The 20,817-nt window shown below is 51.7% G+C and carries 8 protein-coding genes, 1 tRNA gene and 3 rRNA genes; 11 read left to right on the forward strand and 1 reads right to left on the reverse strand.

The genetic code is table 11. From position 1 onward, the window contains the following. The first annotated feature begins 14 nt into the window (after positions 1 to 14). On the forward strand, positions 15 to 575 hold the full coding sequence (locus BGX16_RS06945; RefSeq protein WP_100426786.1) for a phosphatase PAP2 family protein: 561 nt from the start codon (positions 15 to 17) through the stop codon (positions 573 to 575). After that, positions 572 to 1,276, forward strand: a complete 705-nt coding sequence (locus BGX16_RS06950) for a histidine phosphatase family protein (RefSeq protein WP_100425400.1) — start codon at positions 572 to 574, stop codon at positions 1,274 to 1,276. The genes BGX16_RS06945 and BGX16_RS06950 overlap by 4 nt, the downstream gene beginning before the upstream one ends. A gap of 58 nt (positions 1,277 to 1,334) precedes the next feature. On the opposite strand, the gene BGX16_RS06955 is transcribed toward BGX16_RS06950, so the two are convergent. Then, a tRNA-Ser gene (locus BGX16_RS06955) sits at positions 1,335 to 1,422 on the reverse strand. A gap of 108 nt (positions 1,423 to 1,530) precedes the next feature. Between BGX16_RS06955 and BGX16_RS06960 the strand changes: the two genes are divergently transcribed. The 9 genes from BGX16_RS06960 to BGX16_RS07005 all read left to right on the forward strand — a co-directional run bounded on the left by BGX16_RS06960 (position 1,531) and on the right by BGX16_RS07005 (position 20,807). Beyond that, positions 1,531 to 4,698 (forward strand): transglycosylase domain-containing protein, encoded by a 3,168-nt coding sequence (locus BGX16_RS06960; protein WP_241899487.1) that lies wholly within the window; start codon positions 1,531 to 1,533, stop codon positions 4,696 to 4,698. A 3-nt stretch (positions 4,699 to 4,701) separates the two neighbouring features. Then, positions 4,702 to 5,883: a hypothetical protein gene (locus BGX16_RS06965; RefSeq protein ID WP_100425401.1), complete on the forward strand. Its 1,182-nt coding sequence runs from the start codon at positions 4,702 to 4,704 to the stop codon at positions 5,881 to 5,883. Beyond that, on the forward strand, positions 5,880 to 6,647 hold the full coding sequence (locus BGX16_RS06970) for a sulfite exporter TauE/SafE family protein (RefSeq protein ID WP_100425402.1): 768 nt from the start codon (positions 5,880 to 5,882) through the stop codon (positions 6,645 to 6,647). The genes BGX16_RS06965 and BGX16_RS06970 overlap by 4 nt, the downstream gene beginning before the upstream one ends. 181 nt (positions 6,648 to 6,828) lie before the next feature. Continuing rightward, positions 6,829 to 10,185, forward strand: a complete 3,357-nt coding sequence (locus BGX16_RS06975; RefSeq protein WP_100425403.1) for a fibro-slime domain-containing protein — start codon at positions 6,829 to 6,831, stop codon at positions 10,183 to 10,185. Between the two features lie 742 nt (positions 10,186 to 10,927). Beyond that, a 16S ribosomal RNA gene (locus BGX16_RS06985) occupies positions 10,928 to 12,451 on the forward strand. A 257-nt stretch (positions 12,452 to 12,708) separates the two neighbouring features. Beyond that, positions 12,709 to 15,648, forward strand: a 23S ribosomal RNA gene (locus BGX16_RS06990). 118 nt (positions 15,649 to 15,766) lie between these two features. After that, positions 15,767 to 15,881, forward strand: a 5S ribosomal RNA gene (gene rrf, locus BGX16_RS06995). The 16S, 23S and 5S rRNA genes sit together here, the layout of an rRNA operon. A 69-nt stretch (positions 15,882 to 15,950) precedes the next feature. Beyond that, complete coding sequence (locus BGX16_RS07000; protein WP_100425405.1) at positions 15,951 to 16,592, forward strand: MBL fold metallo-hydrolase; 642 nt, start codon at positions 15,951 to 15,953, stop codon at positions 16,590 to 16,592. Between the two features lie 93 nt (positions 16,593 to 16,685). Beyond that, a complete protein-coding gene (locus tag BGX16_RS07005) occupies positions 16,686 to 20,807 on the forward strand; it encodes a fibro-slime domain-containing protein (RefSeq protein WP_100425406.1) in 4,122 nt (1,373 codons plus the stop codon). Positions 20,808 to 20,817: the final 10 nt, after the last annotated feature.

Below are 20,817 nucleotides of genomic sequence, written 5' to 3' on the forward strand. Positions count from 1 at the left end.
TTTTGGAAAAAGAGATGCTGAAAAAGATTCTTGATTTCGACGAAAGATTTTCCCGTTATCTCTACTCGCATCGTTTTTCCGCGAAAACGGACAAATGGTTGCGCCTTTATACGCGTCTGGGTGATGGCTATGTTTGGGCGTTGATTATCATTTTGATTCTGGTGTTTCACGGTCCGATGATCCTTGCGGAAGTTCTTGCTATGGTTTTCCCTTCGCTCGTGGCGTCCCTTGCGCTGTACTGGACTCTGAAACTTTCGACCAAGCGTCCGCGTCCTTTTGTGGCGATTCCGGAATTCAAGGCTTTGGTTCCGCCTCTCGACAAGTACAGCTTTCCGTCTGGTCATACGATGAATAACCTCGCGATTGCGACGACTGTGCTTTTGACGGTTCCGGCAGCCGGGGCTGTGATGATTGCTCTGCCGCTTACGTGGGGATTTCTCCGCGTGTATTTCGGAGTGCATTGGCTGACGGATGTCATCGGAGGCTTTATACTTGGCGTTGCGAGTTTTGCCATTGGACATCTGGTCTGGGTCTTCGCCCTTTCACCGCTCGTTTCAGGATATTTCCAGGGATGAGTTTTTTATCGGCAGAACAGGTTCTGTGCTGTATTGCGCCGGGTGAACGCGTCACCTTGTTGCTGCGCCATGCGGAACGTCGCCATATTACCGCTCAAGACGCGGACCACGGCGCTCATGTGCCGCTCACCGAAAAAGGCGGCGAGCAGGCTTTGGCCGCGGGCAAGGAACTTTCCGTTTTGAACGGTCCGTATTTCTTCGGATCGAGTCCTGTTTTCCGCTGTCGGCAGACCGCTGCCTTCATTGCAGAGGCCTGTGGAGCTTCGGAATATGCAGTTCCCGAAAAAGTGGCGCCTTTACAGCCTCTTGCCGAGTTCTACGTATCTGATTTTGAAGAATATATGCGCCATTTGCGTGAAGGTTTTTATCCGGCGATCTGCAAATGGGTCGCGGACGGGCGACTTTCGGGATTTACTCCGGTTAAAGAAGGCTCAGAAGCCCTCCTCAAGTTCGTTTTGGAACATTCGACGGGAAATTTTAACGTGTTTTGCACGCATGATGCTTGGGTTGTGCCGTTTCTTTCGCATTTTACCGACGTCAGCTTTAACCCAAACCGTTGGTTGAACTTCCTTTCGGGTGCTGCGATTCTGTATAAACCGGAAAATCCACTTGAAACGGCAAAAATATTACCGATCAAGTTTATCCGTGACGGATATCTCGTCTTCTCGGATTGGGAAGCGAATAATAAAACACAAGTCTAATCGGAAAAATCCCTTAAAAAAGCTTAAAGGTCCCTGCTTACGCAGAGACCTTTAAGAGCGGGAAGGGCGAGATTCGAACTCGCGATAGGAAAACTCCTATACGTCCTTAGCAGGGACGCGCCTTCGGCCAACTCGGCCACCTTCCCTAATTCGGGGGTTCACAATTCTAGATATTTTTCGGTGAAATTTCAAGTTCAAATTTTGAAAAAGCCACGATTAGCTATTTTTTTCCTGATTCAGCTCCGGAAAATGCTATGAAATTCTTGAAAACCCTCTTAAAAATCGCCGTCGCGTTTTTCGTTGTCGGGATTCTGTGCCTGATTCCCCTCTATATTATTGTATTCCGTGTCCTGCCGACCAAGGATCCGGACGGTATTTTTGACCGTCATTACATCCTTTCGGAGCTTTCGGGGGAATCCCGCGTGTATTACCGTGACGGGGAACGCCTTTTGGGTTCATTTTTCGATGTGAACCACCGTATTTATGTACCTTATGGGGAAATTCCGGAAAATATCGTGAATGCTCTCGTGGCGGCAGAAGATGCCCGCTATTTTGAGCATGGCGGTTTTGACATTACGGGCTTTTCCCGTGCAATGGTAAACAATATCCGCGCCGGACGCTTGCAGCAGGGCGGTTCAACGCTTACCCAGCAGACGGTCAAAAATATTTACGGGCGTGAAGAACGGAGCATCAAGGCGAAGTGGAAGGAATTGATCAATGCTCTTCGCATGGAAAAGCATTTTTCGAAAGAAGAAATTCTCGAATTCTACCTGAACCAGTTCCACGTTTCCGGTACGGGTAAGGGTGTGGCGATTGCCGCCCAGTATTTCTTCAACAAGGATCTTCAGGAATTGACTCTGGCGGAATGCGCGTTTATCGCGGGCTCCGTCAAAGGTCCTTTCAATTACGATCCGTTCATTCAGCGTAATCAACAGCGCAGAGACCGCGCGCTCGAACGTGGCAAGGCTCGTTTGAATTATGTGCTCGGTCGCATGGTCGAGGAAGATTACATCACCCAGGAACAGATGGATTCGGCGCTTGCAAAGCCTCTTGAATTCAACCACGGAAATTTCCGATTTTCGCTTTCGACACAGCTGGAACGCATTGAAGAAAAGTTCGATTCCGATTTCTACCAGGCTCTCTTTGAAAAAGAAGGCATTTCGGACTGGCGCAAGGCGCAGTTGCAGATCGTGACGACTCTCGATGCGGATTACCAGATGGCGGCAAAGCGTGCCGTGCAGAATAACATTTCGAACTTGCAGGTGAAGCTCGGCGGTTTTGTTCTGCCGAAGTCCGATCTTCCGAACCGCGCCGCTTTTGCCCGTACCGGCGACTACCTGTACGGCGCGGTGGATTCGGTGAATTACGATGGGAAGGGAAACCTTTCGGACATCTATCTGTCTTTTGGTCAGTTGCACGGACATGTCGGTGCTGCGGACTTGGCGGATCTTGGCAAACGGATGAATGCGGATGTAAAAACGGTTCTTTCTCCGCGTCTTGCCAAGGGTTCCGTGTTGCTCGTGAGTGTGAAGGATTCGGTCAAGGTGAACGGAGCTGTTCCGTGCCTCGTCGAAACGGAACCGGTTCTACAGGGGGCGCTGGTCGCGTTGCAGAACGGAGAAGTCGTGGCGAGCCAGGCGGGTTTCCACAATACGGGCTATGACCGGTCCTTTAAGGCGAAGAGACAGCTCGGTTCGAGCTGGAAACCTCTTTTGTATGCGGCTGCTCTGAATTACCACTGGCACTATCTGGATGAACTTGAAAATGAGTTCAACCTGTTCCAGTATGAAAATGAATTTTACTTCCCGCGACCCGATCATAAGAACAAGGGCGAAACGGTCAGCATTCTGTGGGCTGCGGTCCGTTCGGAAAACATTTCGAGCATCTGGCTTTTGGACCATCTTCTCGATAAGGTATCAATCGAAGAATTCGCTGGGATCGCTGCCGATGCAGGATACTTAAAGCGTGACGACGAATCCTTTGACGATTACCGCAAGCGTCTTCGCGACAAGCACGGCTTGTATCTAAACGAAATCGCTAAGCAGGAAATTGAGTTTTCCAAGGCGCAGAAAGCCCTTTACGAAAAGTTGCTTTACGAAAATCGCCCGGCCGCTGCCCGTGCTCTTCGCAATATGTTCTACGGTAGAAATGTCGAAAACGGCAAGAAAAAATATCGCAAGATTCAAAAGGAATACTTCGCCTATTTCAATCACAACTTCTTGCACTATCTCGCCATTCTTAAAGACCGCGACTTAAAGGCGCTTAATCCAGAAGAGCCGACAGCCACGACAACCCTTACCGACGAAGAAGTTTACCCGGGCTTGAACCTTTCGGATATTCGCCGCTTGAATGGAATGATGGGCATTCCGCGCGAAGACATCGATTATTCGAAGGTGGAAGAACTGTTCTATTGGCCCGACTTTAGACGCTCCGTCGCCATGGCGGCGTTTGCCAGGTTCGCCGAGGAAATCGGCATTCACGGAAAGCTTCGTGAAGTGCTGTCCATGCCTCTCGGCGTGAATGAAATTCCGCTCGCCGAAATGACGACCGCTTACCAGACGCTTCTCACGGGCAACCTTTACAAGTGCGCCGATGGCGAATGGAACGAACCCTGCCTCATCCAGGAAATTCGTGATCGCGACGGACATCGCATCTTTGAAAATTCCATTGAAACGAAAAAAGTCCTTTCCGATACGATCACAGAACAGATGGCGGTCATGCTCCACGCGGTCTTCCAATACGGTACCGCTCGCAGCCAGTATCAGAACCTCACCATGCGTTCTCCGTCGGGCGACAATACGCTTCTCTATCCGGCCTTTGGAAAAACGGGTACGACAAACGATTACCGCAACGTGGCGTTCCTCGGAGCAATTCCGACTTTCGTTCCGCAAAAGAACGGCTTCGGTTTGGATTCGGTCATCGCCATCGGGAGTTATGTGGGCTTTGACGACAACCGCCCGCTGAAATCCGGCAGAACGCGCATTGCAGGTTCTTCGGGCGGTCTTCCGCAATGGGCGGACTTTGCAAAGAAGGTGGTTGAAGTTCGCAAGGAAAACGAAAAGGTGGACTTCCTCGACATTTCGATGCTTGCGAAAGGGACGATTCCGCTTCGCTTGGGAACGGAACGCGGCGAAGTTCAGGTGCATCCGATGACAGGTCTTCCTGTTTATGCGGCAACGGAATCGGTCCGCAGCATTCCGCTGCTCGATGTGCCGGGCTACATGTCTCCGGTTCAGATGGAAACTGCAGCGGCGACCGCGGCGAATACGGGAATTGTCACGTCTCTTTCCATGCCGAGCTTTGCGCCGGAAGTTTTGCCTGCTCAGAATGTCCCTGTCCCAAAGGAAGAAGACGAATTTGAACTTCCCGCAGACTTTACAGGCGACAATGCTTTTGTTCCTATCGAACCGGGAGAATTTTAATTTATGCATTTGACAAAGCGTTTTTCGATCATTCTCTGCACGGGCGTTCTCTTTTTGATGGCTTGCGTGGGAACGACTCCGCAAACCGTACCGCAGTCCGACCCGCAACCGACCTCGCAAACTGTTTTGCAAACAGCTCCGAAAAAAGATTCTTCCGAATCTTCCGTCGCATCCGATAAAAACACGGAAGCCTTCGCCCCGGTTGCGCCTGCCAATGAACCGATGACGCTTGAAACAGAACCGATGGCGCCTGAAACAAAACCGATGGCGCTTGCAAATGCTGTGCCGGATATCTACGTGGAAATTCCAAGGCTCGCCCAAAAGGCGTTGACTCGAGCGGATTCTTTTTACGCAGCGGGAAATTTGGATTCTGCGGCAGCGATTGTCGAACGTTTTTCCGTATTGAATCCGCTGTGGAAGGAATGGCAATCCCAGGCAAAATCGATCGGAGAAAAAGTACGCAGTGGGTATTCGAAAAAGGATGCGGACTTGCAACAGTTTTTAATCGCCATGGTGAATGCGAACTCGCGTCGCGCTCCTTATGCAGAAGTCAAGGCTCTTGCCGACACGATTTGCGCAAGCACTCCGAGCGATTCTATTCGTCGCATTGTCGATTCTCTTTCGCGAATCGCTTACGTTCGCACGTTTGAAAAAGTCAAATCCAGCCGTGATGAAGCTCTGACTCTTGCCGGCGAAAAGGCTGCCTTCGATGCCGCCGAACAAAAACTTTCCGATTTGATTCTCCGTTATTCGGATTTTGTCGATACGCTTGGACTTCAAAATGCACTGCTTAAAATTTCTTCCTTGCGCATGGATGAATCGAGTTCGTCCGCCGAATATTGGAAGACTCACGATCCTAAAAAATCTTTGGAAGAAGCAAAACATCTTTCCGCGAACAAAAAGTGGTCCGCCGCCAAAGAAATTCTCTTTAAGCTCAAATCGAGCAGTCTCCGTGGAGAAGCCCTGCGTGAACTGGATGCTGTGTATGTAGGTTACTGCACCGAAAAGCGCAAGCTCACGGCAACGCTATTTGCACAATCCCAAAACAAAAAGGCGAACAAGGTCGATAAAATTTCCAAAGCGATCGCGGAACTCGACGATTGCCTTGAATTCGCCCCAGAATATAAAGACCGTGCCACGGTTCTTTCGAATAAGCAATTCTTGCAATCGGAACTCTCCAAATGATATTCGGTTATGAATGGTATCTCTACGTTGCCTTTTTCTTCGTCGGTATTTTGGCAAGTGCCATCAACAGCATTGCAGGCGGCGGCAGTACCATTAGCCTTCCCATCATGATTTTCCTCGGCCTTCCGCCAACCGTGGCGAATGGCACGAACCGCATCGGACTTTTCCTCGGAAATTTGACGTCGGCGCTTAACATGTGTAAGCATGGGCTCTTAAACAAGGAGATTTATTTCCGCCTTCTTTGGCCGACTCTGATCGGTTCATTGTTCGGCATTTTCTTTCTAGCGAAGTTGAACGACAAAGTTTTTCAGGGAATCCTTTCCTTGGCAATTCTTTTGGTGGTCATCATGGGGCAGCTTAAAAGGGATTTCTTGGGAAAGCCTCCTGCAACGCCTCCCGAAAAAATGTCCTTGCCGGCCTTTCTCGGTTTTTTTGCGATCTCGATTTACGGTTGCATTATTCAGGTCGGTGTAGGATTTCTTCAAATTTTTTCGCTTTCCCGTTATACGGGTCTCGACCTGTTGCATGTGAATGCAATCAAAAATGCGCTGACTTCTACATTCCTGTTTGTGAGTACCTTGGGTCTGATTCTGATCGGCAAGGTAGAATGGGGACTTGCGATTTGCGTTTCTGCGGGCTCTATTTTGGGAGGGCTTCTCGGCAGCCGTCTGCAGCGTAAAAAGGGAAATGTCTTTGTTAAGCGCTTTATTTCGGTGTCGAGCCTCGTGATCGCGACCGTTTTGCTGAAAGATTTGTTCGTTTAAGGCGTTCCCGCGCGATTTTAAGCGTTTTATACGATCTTGCCCATTTTCTATACGAAAATTGGTACAAATTCACCCGAATCGAAAAGCTTTATGTAAACTTTTAATATGTTTTCGTCGAAAACGCTTTCTCGAGATTAAATTGAAATTTTGGTTATTTGGTGGGTGAAAAGGAGATGTTGGGATGAGATTGTATGTATGGGTCTGGGCGATTGCCCTGATGACCTTTTCGTCAGCGTTTGGCGCTGTGACGTTTTATGTTTCCGTTTCGGAAGAGTGGGCAGAAAATGGGAATTTATATCTTGCTTTCTCGGGTAGTAACAAGAAATATACTCTAACGGAAGATGCGAGTGGCTATTATACCGCTACTTATAATAATTCCATCGGTGGAAACAAAACGGTTACGGTTTACAGTGGCTCCGATTATTCGCAATCCTATTCGCTCTCCGCATTATCGGACGAAAGCGTTATTTATTTGACTGTAGATGCGTATGGCAAAATAATGGCTTTTGCGGGTGAGCCTCCGTCATCTTCGGGTTCCAGCGGATCTTCCGCTTCGGGAGGACTCTCCAATCAAAAGCTCATCCGTTTTTTAGATCCGTGGACAAGCACTACTCCGAGCATTGTTTATAATGGTGCAAAGGATACTTTAAAAATGACTGCGGTCAAAGATACCTGCGGCTGGTACGAAGCGATGATTTCTGCAGATTACATGGATGTCATCTTTATCCAGACAGTAGGCCCGGAAATTTTTACTGCCGCGGGTGCGACTATGGGCGATCAGATTGTGCTCGACAGCATTGCAGGGATCAGTGATGTCGTCTGGATTAACACGAAAAGCGGCGTTCCGGTTCTCTATTCGGCTTATCCCAAGGTTTTGGGCGATTGCCCGTCGCGCCAGCTTTCCGTTACTCTATACGACTGGTTTGACGGAACGAACAGTTCGAGGGCTACCGTTGCCGATACGGGTACGAGTCTAGACTTCGGTAAGCATAATAATGAAGGCAAGTGCGATAAGGTCGCCAAGGGAATGGTGAAAACGGAACTCGGCTCAAACGGTCTTCCTGTTCGCAATGACGAGGATTTCCCGGAAAACTGTAAAGCTTCGGATCACATCAACCATTGGTTCCTTCCGGATACGCTTGCGGTGGTGGATGGCAGTATTTATACCAATGCGACCTGCCGTGACATTACGATTATTTTGGAAGATACAACGGGACTTTGGCTCGGCCAGATTAACAAAAATTATTCCACTACTGATTGTGCGGGCTGTAATAAAGGTGGCGCATTCCTGCTAGATGATTTCAAGTACCTGGATGAAGCCCAGACGATTAAGAATCCGTATTATGACAGTTTGAGTGGAAATGTTATGGATTCGAGAGGCAATTATTATTATCACAACTTCGGTTTCACGATGAAGGTTCATGCGGAATTCACCTATGTGGAAGGCCAGTATTTTGACTTCTACGGTGATGATGATGTTTGGGTCTTTATCGATAACCGTTTGGCGGTGGATATCGGCGGTGTTCATAACCAGCAGCCAGGTGCAGTCAACTTGGACACGATGGGGCTCACACCGGGTGAAACTTATACCTTCGACATGTTCTATGCTGAACGCAAACAGTCGGAAAGTAACTTCCGCATGCGTACATCCATGGATCTTCACACGTCCATCAAGTATTACAGTATGCGCGATTACAGCTCGACTTCGGGCGGTAAGGCTTACACGATTTGGCAGAATATCAAAACGACGGGCCTTGCCTGTGATTATTCTGCAACAGCAGAAGATGAACCGGCTGCGTCCCTCTTCCGCTTGTACGGTGGAAATCTTCCGGCAGAAGGTGTTTCGCTTGATACCGCTGGATCGTATTACGGAGGCATCATCATCAATTCGACGATGAGTGGCTTCGCTATCGATACGACTGCTATCACGGGCCTCGTTCCGGGGACCTATACTTTTGAATTTACGTCGCAGGCGAATGAAGCTGCGAGCAAGACGATGACGTTCACGGTTCCTGAACCGGCAATCGATGTTCCGGATATCGCCATCGCATTTGCGGATTCCGAGTACAATGTAATCGATGCAGATACGGCAACGCTTGGTGAATGGGCAAGCATCATGTATCCGGTCTATGTCGCTTTGACGTATGACACTTTGCTTTCAACGGACCTCTTCTTGAATGCTTCAACTTCGAAGCTCATCTTTCTCGATGAAGAAGGAAACCGTGTCTCCACCGTCAAGATGGTAAAAGGTCAGGCGAAGTTCTTTGTGATGGCTCAGGAAGCAGTGGATAATGCGTCATTCATGGTGCAGGCTTCTGCCGTGGAAAACCTCTTGGTTTGGAGCGGTATTACGCTCAAAGAACCTCCTGTGCCAAAGATCGAAACAGCTGGCATGTATGACCGCAATGGTGATGGTATCGGAGACAGCATTTATGTGAAGTTCTCTTACGCTCCTGATAGAGAAGATGCTCCGGATTCTCTGTACTGGGTCTTCCGTGATACTTCTTCGAGCAAGTTCAGTTCTTTTGAACGTGTCGATAACGAATCGGTGAGCCTTACAAGTGATGCGTTCACATCTGGAATCTTCACGGGCCTTGCTTCTGTTGCTTATAGCGGTAGCATTTCCGCGTACTATACGTATGACGGGGATGTGTTCCGTTTGGATGGAATTCTCGATGATCACGTCGGCGAAATTCTTACGGGAGCTTCTCTCTCCGTGGAAGATGATATCTCTGTGCTGACGCTTAGTATCAGTGAAGCGCTTGCCGACAGTCAAACGGTGAATCTTCCGCAGGCGTTTGAATTCAAACGTTGGCGCTCGGGCACTCTTTCCATGGGAGTCGTTGAAGCGAGCTATAGTGTTAGATCCGCTCCGGATCGAGTTCAGCTGTATTACCACGTCCTTGCAGGAGATGCTCCGGAACCGGGTGACAGCGTCCGCTTTGTTCCAAGTCTCGCCATGGATATGTCGGGCAATACAGCACACGAAAATAATCCGTGGGTCCGTGTCACGGGAGGTGGTGCTGTATCCGTCGCATCGACTGAAGTGGTTTCGCTTACACCGGAAACTGTTCCTTCTGAAAAATCTCCGACCGTTGAAACAATTGCCGTTGCTGCAGGGAGATCTGCCGAAGAAGTGGCGGTTGCTACCGGACGCCACGGGCAGCTGGTTTCCTTTGATGGAATTCTCGGCGCTTTGGAAGATGTGAATTCGAATCTCAAAGAAGGAGAAAAAGCGTACACGGTCGATGACATTGAAATCGAGTACGAAACGTATTACTTCACAAACCTCGGCGAGTATGTGAATTCCGCATACGGAACGATCAATTGTTCTGACGCCATTTTCTCGGGGGATTGCACCACGGGCAAAAAGGCTTTGTTCCTCGCCTGGAATATGCGTAGCAGTTCGGGACGTCTCGTGGGAACAGGCGCTTACGTTGTTCGCTTAGATGTTCGAATGCTCGTCGGCAACCGTGTCCTTAAGAAGACAACGGAAAATGTCTGGGGCGTCAGAAGATCGGTCGGCCTTCTTCGCTAAACAAGAAATCCCTTGAATCATGCCTTGGCCCGCACAACGTGGAATTGCAGGTGTCATATCGTGTTTGCCCCCAAAATTCAGGGGGGGAGTTTTTACGGAGAAAGCGGCTTGAAACAGGCGCGATACGCCGCAGGCTCTGCGTGGTCCCTGCCCGGCAAGACGCGGCCCTTTCTGCCTGACCGTCCGTGTGAGTACAAACGAACTGGAAGTGAATTTGTTGCAAAATGACGGGAAGGTCTCCAGGCAGAGGACGGCCCCGTCTGCGGGAACGGCGTCGAGGACGGCATCGCGGTAGAGATGGCGGTAGAGATGGGGGCCAGAAAGCGCATCAAAGGAGGGGGGGGCGCCTTCGAGGGGCGCCTTCGGACGTCCCGGAGCGGTTTCGAGAGGCCTCCGGGACTGCATTTTCGGGGGGATCGAAAAAAAATGGCGGCGAAAAAGGAAGAAATGCGTGGATTGATTGTGGACAATATGGAAATATGCGGCTTTTTGACGGCGTTTAGACGGAAAACAGGCGTTGTAAGAAAAAAAAACGAGGAAATTCGCAGAAATCTGCGCAGGAACCCCTTGACGATTCCGTGGGGATTTCTATAATTGGCCTCGTTCCGGTCGGAAACGGCCAGGAAACGCCCCGGACGGGATCCGGGCAGGCTGATTGAAGGATTTGGAGATGTGCTTGAGTGATGCTCCGGTCAATCAAATTTGACGGAAAAGGAAGCGTGTCGGGACAGGCCTTTAGAAAACAATGAAGAGTTTGATCCTGGCTCAGAACGAACGCTGGTGGAGTGTCTTATACATGCAAGTCGAGCGAGGACGTAGCAATACGAGCCGAGCGGCGAATGGGTGAGTAACGCGTAAGCAATCTGCCCCGCATTCCGGAACAACCGTGCCAACGCGCGGCTAATGCCGGGAGCCGTGGCGGCCCGCATGGGCCGTTGACGAAAGAATCATCGATGCGGGATGAGCTTGCGTCCGATTAGCTAGTTGGCGGGGCAACGGCCCACCAAGGCGACGATCGGTAGCCGGCCTGAGAGGGCGATCGGCCACATTGGGACTGAGAGACGGCCCAGACTCCTACGGGAGGCAGCAGTAGGGAATATTGCGCAATGGGGGCAACCCTGACGCAGCAACTCCACGTGTGGGATGAAGCATTTCGGTGTGTAAACCACTGTCGAGAGGGAATAATTCGGCCTTTCGGGGCCGTTGAATGTACCTTTAAAGGAAGCACCGGCAAACTTCGTGCCAGCAGCCGCGGTAATACGAGGGGTGCAAGCGTTGTTCGGAATCACTGGGCGTAAAGGGAGCGTAGGCGGGCCGCCAAGCGTTCTGTGCAATCCCGGGGCCCAACCCCGGACCCGCAGAGCGAACTGGCGTCCTTGAGTGGTTCAGAGGCCGGCGGAATTCCTGGTGTAGCGGTGGAATGCGTAGATATCAGGAAGAACACCGATGGCGAAGGCAGCCGGCTGGGGACCCACTGACGCTGAGGCTCGAAAGCGTGGGAAGCAAACAGGATTAGATACCCTGGTAGTCCACGCGGTAAACGATGCATACTAGGTGTCCCGGGGCGACCCGGGGTGCCGTAGCTAACGCGTTAAGTATGCCGCCTGGGGAGTACGTACGCAAGTATGAAACTCAAAGGAATTGACGGGGGCCCGCACAAGCGGTGGAGCATGTGGTTTAATTCGACGCAACGCGCAGAACCTTACCAGGGTTTGACATGGAATCGCCGCGGCGAGAGATCGCCGTTTTGCAGCAATGCAACGGTTCACACAGGTGCTGCATGGCTGTCGTCAGCTCGTGTCGTGAGATGTTGGGTTAAGTCCCGCAACGAGCGCAACCCACGTTTCCAGTTGCCGCCCGCAAGGGGGCTCTCTGGAGAGACTGCCGGGGACAACCCGGAGGAAGGTGTGGATGACGTCAAGTCCTCATGGCCCTTACATCCTGGGCCACACACGTGCTACAATGGGCGGTACAATGGGCAGCGGGGCCGCGAGGCCGAGCCAATCCCCAAAGCCGCCCTCAGTTCGGATCGGAGTCTGCAACTCGACTCCGTGAAGCTGGAATCGCTAGTAATCGTGGGTCAGCACACCACGGTGAATACGTTCCCGGGCCTTGTACACACCGCCCGTCAAGCCATGGAAGAAGGGAGTGCTCTAAGTCGCGATGCCAACCCGCAAGGGAGCCAGCGCCTAAAGCAAGACCTTTGACTGGGGCTAAGTCGTAACAAGGTAGCCGTACCGGAAGGTGCGGCTGGATTACCTCCTTTAAGGAGTAAACCGCGGTCCTTTTGGACCGCCACCCGATTCGCAAACCAAGGCATCAAGCAAGTACATCTCCAAGTTTTGCAAGAAGCTAACGCGGCTCCGAGAGAGCCCGCGGCCGATTGACAGTACGGGAAGCAATTCCAGAGAAAGTGATAACAAGCATACAAGAAGCGAAGCAGTTTCGAGTGACTGGGTGGCCCGATCAATGACAGGGCGCCGAGCTGCTCATGCGAAGCGAGAGCTATATCGCTGGAAAGAAGGAATTAAGCATAGGAACGCACACGGGGGATGCCTAGGCATTCGCCGGCGACGAAGGACGCGACAAGCTGCGAAAATCCCGGACGAGGCGCAAAGGGCCCGTGACTCCGGGGACTCCGAATGGGACAACCCGCGCGGGGCGACCCGCGCATCGCGGGGCCGAACACATAGGCCCCGTGAAGCCAACCCAGTGAACCGAAACATCCAAGTAGCTGGAGGAGAAGACATCAACCGAGATTCCCCAAGTAGCGGCGAGCGAACGGGGAGGAGCCCAAACCGGGAGCGATCCCGGGGTTGTAGGACTGCCGCGTGACGCGAAGAGAGGTGCTGAAGCGGGATGGAAAGCCCCCCCCCAGCAGGTGACAGGCCTTTAGGGACCGATCTTCGCGCTTGGCAGTATCCTGAGTAGGGCGGGGCACGTGAAACCCTGCCTGAAGCCGGGGGGACCACCCTCCAAGGCTAAATACGAGCGGATGACCGATAGCGACCAGTACCGTGAGGGAAAGGTGAAAAGCACCCCGAGAGGGGAGTGAAAGAGCGCCTGAAACCGTGTGCGTACATTCTGTCGGAGGAGGGACTTGTCCCTCTGACGGCGTGCCTTTTGTTTAATGAGCCAGCGAGTTGCTCGTGTACGGCGAGGCTAAGGTCCTGAGGACCGGAGCCGCAGCGAAAGCGAGTCTGAAGAGGGCGCCTAGTCGTACGCGGCAGACACGAAGCCTTAGTGATCTACCCATGGCCAGGCTGAAGCGGGGGTAACACCCCGTGGAGGGCCGCACCGATATACATTGAAACGTGTCCGGATGAGCTGTGGGTGGGGGTGAAAGGCCAATCAAACTGGGCGATAGCTTGTTCTCTCCGAAACATATTTAGGTATGGCGTCGCGACAGGCTGCCGGGGGTAGAGCACTGGATGGACTAGGGGGCACACCCGCTTACCAAACCCAACCAAACTCCGAATACCGGCCAACCGATTCGCGGCAGACAGCCCGCGGGTGATAAGATCCGCGGACGAAAGGGAAACAACCCTGACCACCGACTAAGCGTCCCCAAGTGCGCGCTAAGTGGGAAAGGATGTGGGACTGCTCAGACAGCCAGGAGGTTAGCTTAGAAGCAGCTATCCTTTAAAGAAAGCGTAATAGCTCACTGGTCGAGCGGTCCCGCGCCCAAAATTATCGGGACTAAGCGCGTCACCGAAGTCGTGGGCTCCAGCGATGGAGCGGTAGGAGAGCGTTCCGCAGGCCTGGGAAGGCGGGTGGCGATGCCCGCTGGAGGTACCGGAAACGAGAATGCTGGCATGAGTATGCGAAAACGCGGGTGGAAAGCCCGCGCACCGAAAATCCAAGGTTTCCCGGGTAAAGTTAATCTTCCCGGGGTCAGCCGGGACCTAAGACGAGGCCGAGAGGCGTAGCCGATGGGGACGGGGTCAAGATTCCCCGGCCTCCCACGAGGCGTCCGACCGACGGGGCGACGCATCGAACAGTACACAGCCACCGATGGACGCGTGGCGGAAGGAGCGTAAGGCGGCAGGGAGGCAAATCCCCCTGCCACGTGCCCGAGACTCCCGACCGGAGGAGGGCTTCGGCCCGAATCCGAGCTGTACATGCCGGTGCCAGGAAAACCCCCTAAGGGAGCCGCGAGGGAGCCCGTACCGTAAACCGACACAGGTGGATGGGGCGAGCAGCCCAAGGTGCTTGAGACAACCCAGGAGAAGGAACTCGGCAAATTAACCCCGTAACTTCGGGATAAGGGGAGCCCCCGGCGGTCAGCGCGGACAGCGCGGAGCCGCTGGAGGCCGCAGAGAAATGGCAGAAGCGACTGTTTACCAAAAACACAGGGCCATGCAAACCTGCAAAGGGAGGTATATGGCCTGACACGTGCCCGGTGCCGGAAGGTTAACAGGAGGGGTCAGCGCAAGCGAAGCCCCGAATCGAAGCCCCGGTAAACGGCGGCCGTAACTATAACGGTCCTAAGGTAGCGAAATTCCTTGTCGGGTAAGTTCCGACCTGCACGAATCGTGTAACGACTTCTGCACTGTCTCCTCCTGAGACTCAGCGAAATTGCAGTGCCGGTGAAGATGCCGGCATCCCGCACCTGGACGGAGAGACCCCATGAACCTTCACTGAATTTTGACATTGGTTTTAGGCCTTGCATGTGTAGGATAGGTGGGAGGCTTTGATGGCGGGGCGCCAGCCCCTCCGGAGCCGCCGTTGAAATACCACCCTTGCCAGGCTTGAGGCCTAACCCGCGCCCCTCACCGGGGCGGGGGACCGTGTCTGATGGTCAGTTTGACTGGGGCGGTCGCCTCCCAAAAGGTAACGGAGGCATCCAAAGGTTCCCTCAGCGCGGTCGGTAATCGCGCGCAGAGCATAAAGGCAAAAGGGAGCCTGACTGCGAGGCGGACACGCCGGGCAGGTACGAAAGTAGGGCTTAGTGATCCCGCGGTACAGCGTGGAACGGCCGTTGCTCAATGGATAAAAGGTACTCTGGGGATAACAGGCTGATCTCCCCCAAGCGTTCATAGCGACGGGGAGGTTTGGCACCTCGATGTCGGCTCGTCGCATCCTGGGGCTGGAGAAGGTCCCAAGGGTTTGGCTGTTCGCCAATTAAAGCGGCACGCGAGCTGGGTTCAGAACGTCGTGAGACAGTTCGGTCCCTATCCGGTGTGGGCGTACGAGACTTGAGGGAACCTGTCCTTAGTACGAGAGGACCGGGACGGACGAACCTCTGGTGTACCGGCTGTCGCGCCAGCGGCACCGCCGGGTAGCCATGTTCGGATCGGAGAAACGCTGAAAGCATCTAAGCGTGAAGCCGTTCCCAAGATAGGGTCTCGCGGGGGCAACCCCCTGAAGGGCCGTCGGAGACTACGACGTCGATAGGTCGCAGGTGTAAGCGCGGCGACGCGTTGAGCCGAGCGATACTAATAGCCCGTGAGGCTTTTCCTTTTCTTCCTACGATGTGGCTTTGCTGCGCGTGAGCAGCCTGGCGTCCGGAGGCACCCCATTCGAGGGCTTCGCCGGCTATGCTTCTTTCCCTGGGCATCCCGTACTGAGACATTGAAATTTCGGCGGTCATCGACGGTGGGTCATACCCGTTCCCATTCCGAACACGGAAGTCAAGCCACTTGTCGCCGATGGTACCTGGCCCCCGGGCCCGGGAGAGTAGGTCGCCGCCGGATCCACGGGCCCCCGCGGGACATCGCGGGGGCCCTTCCTTTTTCCCCCGGAATCTTTCTATATTCGTTTGCATGAAGATCCAAGGTTTCGTTTGCAATCCGTTCCAAGAAAATGCGTATCTTGTTTATGATGAGGCGAACGGTGAAGCTCTACTTATCGATCCCGGATTTTATAACGAAGATGAATTTCTCAAAGCGGACTGTTTTGTGAAAAAGAACGGTCTTACAGTGCGGCGTGTATTGAATACGCATTTGCATTTAGATCATTGCATGGGAAATGGATGGGTTCTGCGGAAGTGGAATTTGGAAGCGGAAGCTTCAGAAAACGATTTGTTTCTGATTCAGCATGCAGATCACCAGGCGCAGATGTTTAGCCTTGCGCTAGAGGAAACTTTGCCCTTGCCCAAATCCTTTTTGAAGGAAGGAGATTTGATTCTGGTTGGAAATATCCAACTGAAGGTTATAGAAGTTCCAGGACATTCCCGTGGCGGTCTTGCGTTTTATGAAGAACGTGAGAACATTTTATTTGTGGGGGATACCCTTTTCCGCGGTAGCTATGGCCGTACAGATTTGCCAGGCGGCGATACAGAAAAGCTTTTTGATTCTATTCGCCAAAAACTTTTGGTTTTACCCGATGATACTCTAGTGCTGTGTGGACATGGTCCCGCTACAACAATCGGGGATGAAAAATTGCAATTCGGATTGCAAAGCTAAATAGTTGTATTAAAGAATTTATGAGGAATTTAACTCCTCATAATTTATTTTAAGCACTGAGTGTTTGCAAAAGGACTTTAAGGAGAGTTTTGGATGAGATTGGTCCTTCTGATTAGTCTGCTGTATGTTGTGGCAGCACAAGCTTCTTTGACTTTACATATTCAATCGCCGTGGCGTGGCGATGCGACGAAGTCATCGTATAAGCTGCACATTCTTGGCAGCCCTACAAGCTACAATCCGATCTACGGTGAAAATTCTGTGACGAAGATGACTTCGGAAGGAAACGGTTGGTTTGTCTATACGTGGAACAAGAGTGTTTCGGATTTCCAAAGTTGGGAATCTTTTAGCGTAAAGCTTTGCCCAGATTCTTCGGACCAGAATTACAACAACAATAACTGTGTCGCTTGGACGGACGGGACGAATGCCCTCTCGTTTACACCGTCAACCCTTTTTGGCTCGGATACAGAAGTTTGGCTTTATACGACGTCCGACATGTCTTATACGAAATCCTTTGCGGCTCCAGGCTCCAAGATGGTTTGGTTTAAGAGCCCGTGGGGAAACAAGGCTCTTCCTCGCATGATTTTTGGTACAGATTCCATTTTGATGCGCTTTGCCGTGGATGATTCGACGAAATGCGGTTGGTTCTATGGTGCGATAACGCCCTCTGCGCTTTCGAACAATCCGCTGAAGACTGCTTACTTTGAACGTTTCTACGCTTCTTACATGACGGCTCCTGCGGAAGGGACTGTGGACCTTTCTTCGGCGTTGGCTTCTTCGGATACGATTTTTGTGGATGGTACCGATTCAAAACTATCCGTCTCGTCCAAGATCGGTTCGCTTGGTGCGTGCTTTGATTCTTCCCGTACTTTGCACATTTATCACCCGTGGAGAACGAATACGTCTTATCGTGACAGTACGTTCTACATCTCGGTTCAAAATAATATTTTGGGAAATCCGACCGCCCTTGATTCGACGGGTGAATATAAACGCTGGAGGCATTATACTTTCCCAGCGGCAACGGCTTCCAAACCGGAATGGAGTTCGACTTCTGCGCTCTTCAACATTTACCGCGGCGCAAATGATTGGCCTGCAGTGACCTTTTTTACAGAGGCCAATCGTCCGCTGATTTCTTCGTTCTTCCCGTCGGGTGTTTATGAAACTTGGCTTTTCACTTATACGAATGAACGCTATGACGTGGTGTATGCTCCGCTCGAAGAAAAAATTATCCGTGTGATGAGCCCGTGGGAAAACATGTCGCCTTCGATGATCGTGAATGGTGATACGGTGAAGATGGGACCGTTCTCGAATGATACTTGTGGCTGGTACCAGGGCGCTTATTATAAGCATGTGACGGATTGGGGCATTACCTTGAGACAGACTTTTGGCTTTGAGATTTATACGTCTGCAGGACAGAAGGATGGGGAACCGATTCAGATCGATTCGATCATGGCGATTTCGGATACGGCTTGGGTCTTCCCGTACCCGACGCTTTACAGTACACCCGCTTATACGACGGATTTCCCGGGGCGTCTCGGTATTTGCCCGACAATGCAGATTTCAGCGATGGTGTTAGACTGGGCGGGTGAAAATCATCACGATAGTATCGATGTGGACTTTGGCGGTATCTACAACGGTAACGACTATACGATGGTGACCTATTTGGATTCCACGGGAAAAATTGCGACAAATAATAAATGCGGTGGTCATGTTCTTGGCATGGTCCTGGATTCTTTGGTGAATGGAAATCCTGCTCGTGTGGATTCGTCGGTTTTCCCTTGGTCGATGTGTTCTGCTGCGCGTGAAATCGAAAAATGGTTTGTTCCGGAGACGCTTGCGACGGATGCTTCGGGCAAGAAGTACACGAATGCGGTTTGCCGTGACATTGATTTGACTCTGGACGAAGAAGGTTTTTGGCTTGCGGATATTACAGAAGCGGGAAATTGCAACGATCCGGATAATCCAGGGTTTTACCCGATTGACGATTTTAAATATTTGGATTCGGCGATGACGCTGTACAATCCGAAGTATGATTCTGTGGTCCAGGGATGCAGACATAACTACAGCTTCTCGATGAAGATTTCGGCACAGTTCCAGTATGTGAAGGGACAGTATTTTGAATTCCGTGGCGATGATGACGTTTGGGTGTTTATCAACAATCGTCTTGTGGTGGATATCGGCGGTTGCCATAGCCCGGTAGAAGGTTCGGTGAACTTGGATACACTTGGACTTGTCGAAGGCAAGGAATATCCGTTCCACATCTTCTTCTCGGAACGCAATGCAACGGGTTCGAATTTTAAAATGCGGACTTCCATCAACTTGCAGACGGAAAAGACCTATTACCCGGTGGAAATTCCAACGTCGGATGGAACGATTCAGTATGAAATTTGGCAGATGCTGATCGATGAATCGCTCAGCTGTGACGTTTCGAGCGTGACGAAGGTCGATACGATTCCAGCGGCGTCACTCTTTTTGCTGATGGGACCGGGGCTTCCGATTGATGGCGATACTCTCGTTCCGGGCGTGAACTACGGCGGTATTACGGTTTCTGAAACGATGTCCGGCTTTACGATCGATACGGTGGCCGTGGTGAAGTCGAGAACTCTCGCTCCGGGTACTTATACGCTTTACTTCTATCTGGAATCGGATCTTTCGCAGTCTTCGAAGGTCTATTTCACGGTTCCGGAATATCCGCTTCCTTCGATCGTATTTGCGGATTCCCTGTGGAACGAAATGGATCCGGACACGGTAAAGCTTGGACAGTATGCGTTTATTCCGTATCCTGTACAGGTTCTTGTGGAATATATGGGAACGCTTTGCGATAGCGGATGCGATGCGCCGCTCTACTTCTCGTCATCGGATTCGCTTGCGCTGACAGACGAGTTTGGCGGATTATTGGATTCGGTTGTACCGGTGAATGGTAAGGCGCATTTCTATGTGATGGGAACGGCGGCTGTGGAAGACGGTTCCTTCCAGATTTCGGGCGCTTCGTATGACAACATTTTGACATGGTCAAATATCGATTTGGAAAAACCTCCGGTGCCGATTCCTTCGGGCGGCTATATGTTTGACCGGGATGGTGATGGCGTTGCCGATAGCTTGATGCTTTCGTACGGCGAACCGATTACGGGAGAAGATGAACCGGATTCCGTTTCTTGGCAGTTCGGCGATTCGACGTGGCATCGCATTGTAAAGAAGGACTTGAAAAAGTACCGCTTCCTGGACTCTCTCCTCGTCTTTGAAAATGATTCGCTTTTGAACTTCCTCTTTACAGGAACTTCTTCGGGCGATGCTTACGCGGGAAGTTATACGACGCTCTTCAAGAAGGCGGTGACGGATTCGCTGACCGGTGAAACGGACACTCTTTCGTTCCATGTGACGGGAAAGATCCAAGACCGCCTAGGACCTGTGATTACGAATGCCATTGTGACGCCGCGCAGTGAAGACGTCTATCAGCTTGCAATCGTCTTCAGTGAAGCTCTCGATACGAACAGCTATCCGTTGGATTCAATCTTTGAATTCAAGGCGTGGCGTAACGGCGAAGAATCTTCTCGGAATATTTTCCCGATTTCGGGAACGCGTCGCACGGCCCGTTATGAAATCTTCTATTCGAGCAAGAACGGTGTGCTGCCTTCTGTGGGCGACAGCATTCGCATTGCCCCGGGCGTTCTTTCGGACGTTTCGCAGAATGCGGCTTCGGAAGATAACCGCTGGGTTCGCATTATCGGTGAACAGTATATTGTCGTGGAATCTTCGAAGCTCTTTGATGCAAAAACGGAAAAGCTCGATGCGTTCAAGCAGTCTTCAACGGTGACGCCGCACAAGGTAACGCTTGGACTTCCGTATGAATCTGTTGAAAAACAGATTGGAATTCCGGGCTTCCTCATCCGTTACGATTTGAATGAACTATCCGCTTCGACGGGAATCGGCCCGGACAGCCTTTATGTGAAGTACGAAACAAGCTTCTTTACGAATCTCGGCGCGTACATCAATTCCGCAAGTGGAAAGATTCTTTGCACCGACAAGATTTTCGACGGCGACTGTACCCAGAATCCGGGTAACATTTACCTCGGCTGGAACATGCGCAGTACCTCGGGTCGCTTGGTCGGAACAGGCGCTTACATCGCCCGTTTGAAGGTCAAGATCGGCGCTGTCGGCGGCGATTCTCAAAAGAAGGAAGTCGTTCGCACGTGGGGCGTGCGCCGTGTCGCGGAATAAAATTTTCGAA

The sequence above is a fragment of the Hallerella succinigenes genome, from assembly GCF_002797675.1.
In the GTDB taxonomy this organism is placed as follows: Bacteria; Fibrobacterota; Fibrobacteria; order Fibrobacterales; family Fibrobacteraceae; genus Hallerella; species Hallerella succinigenes.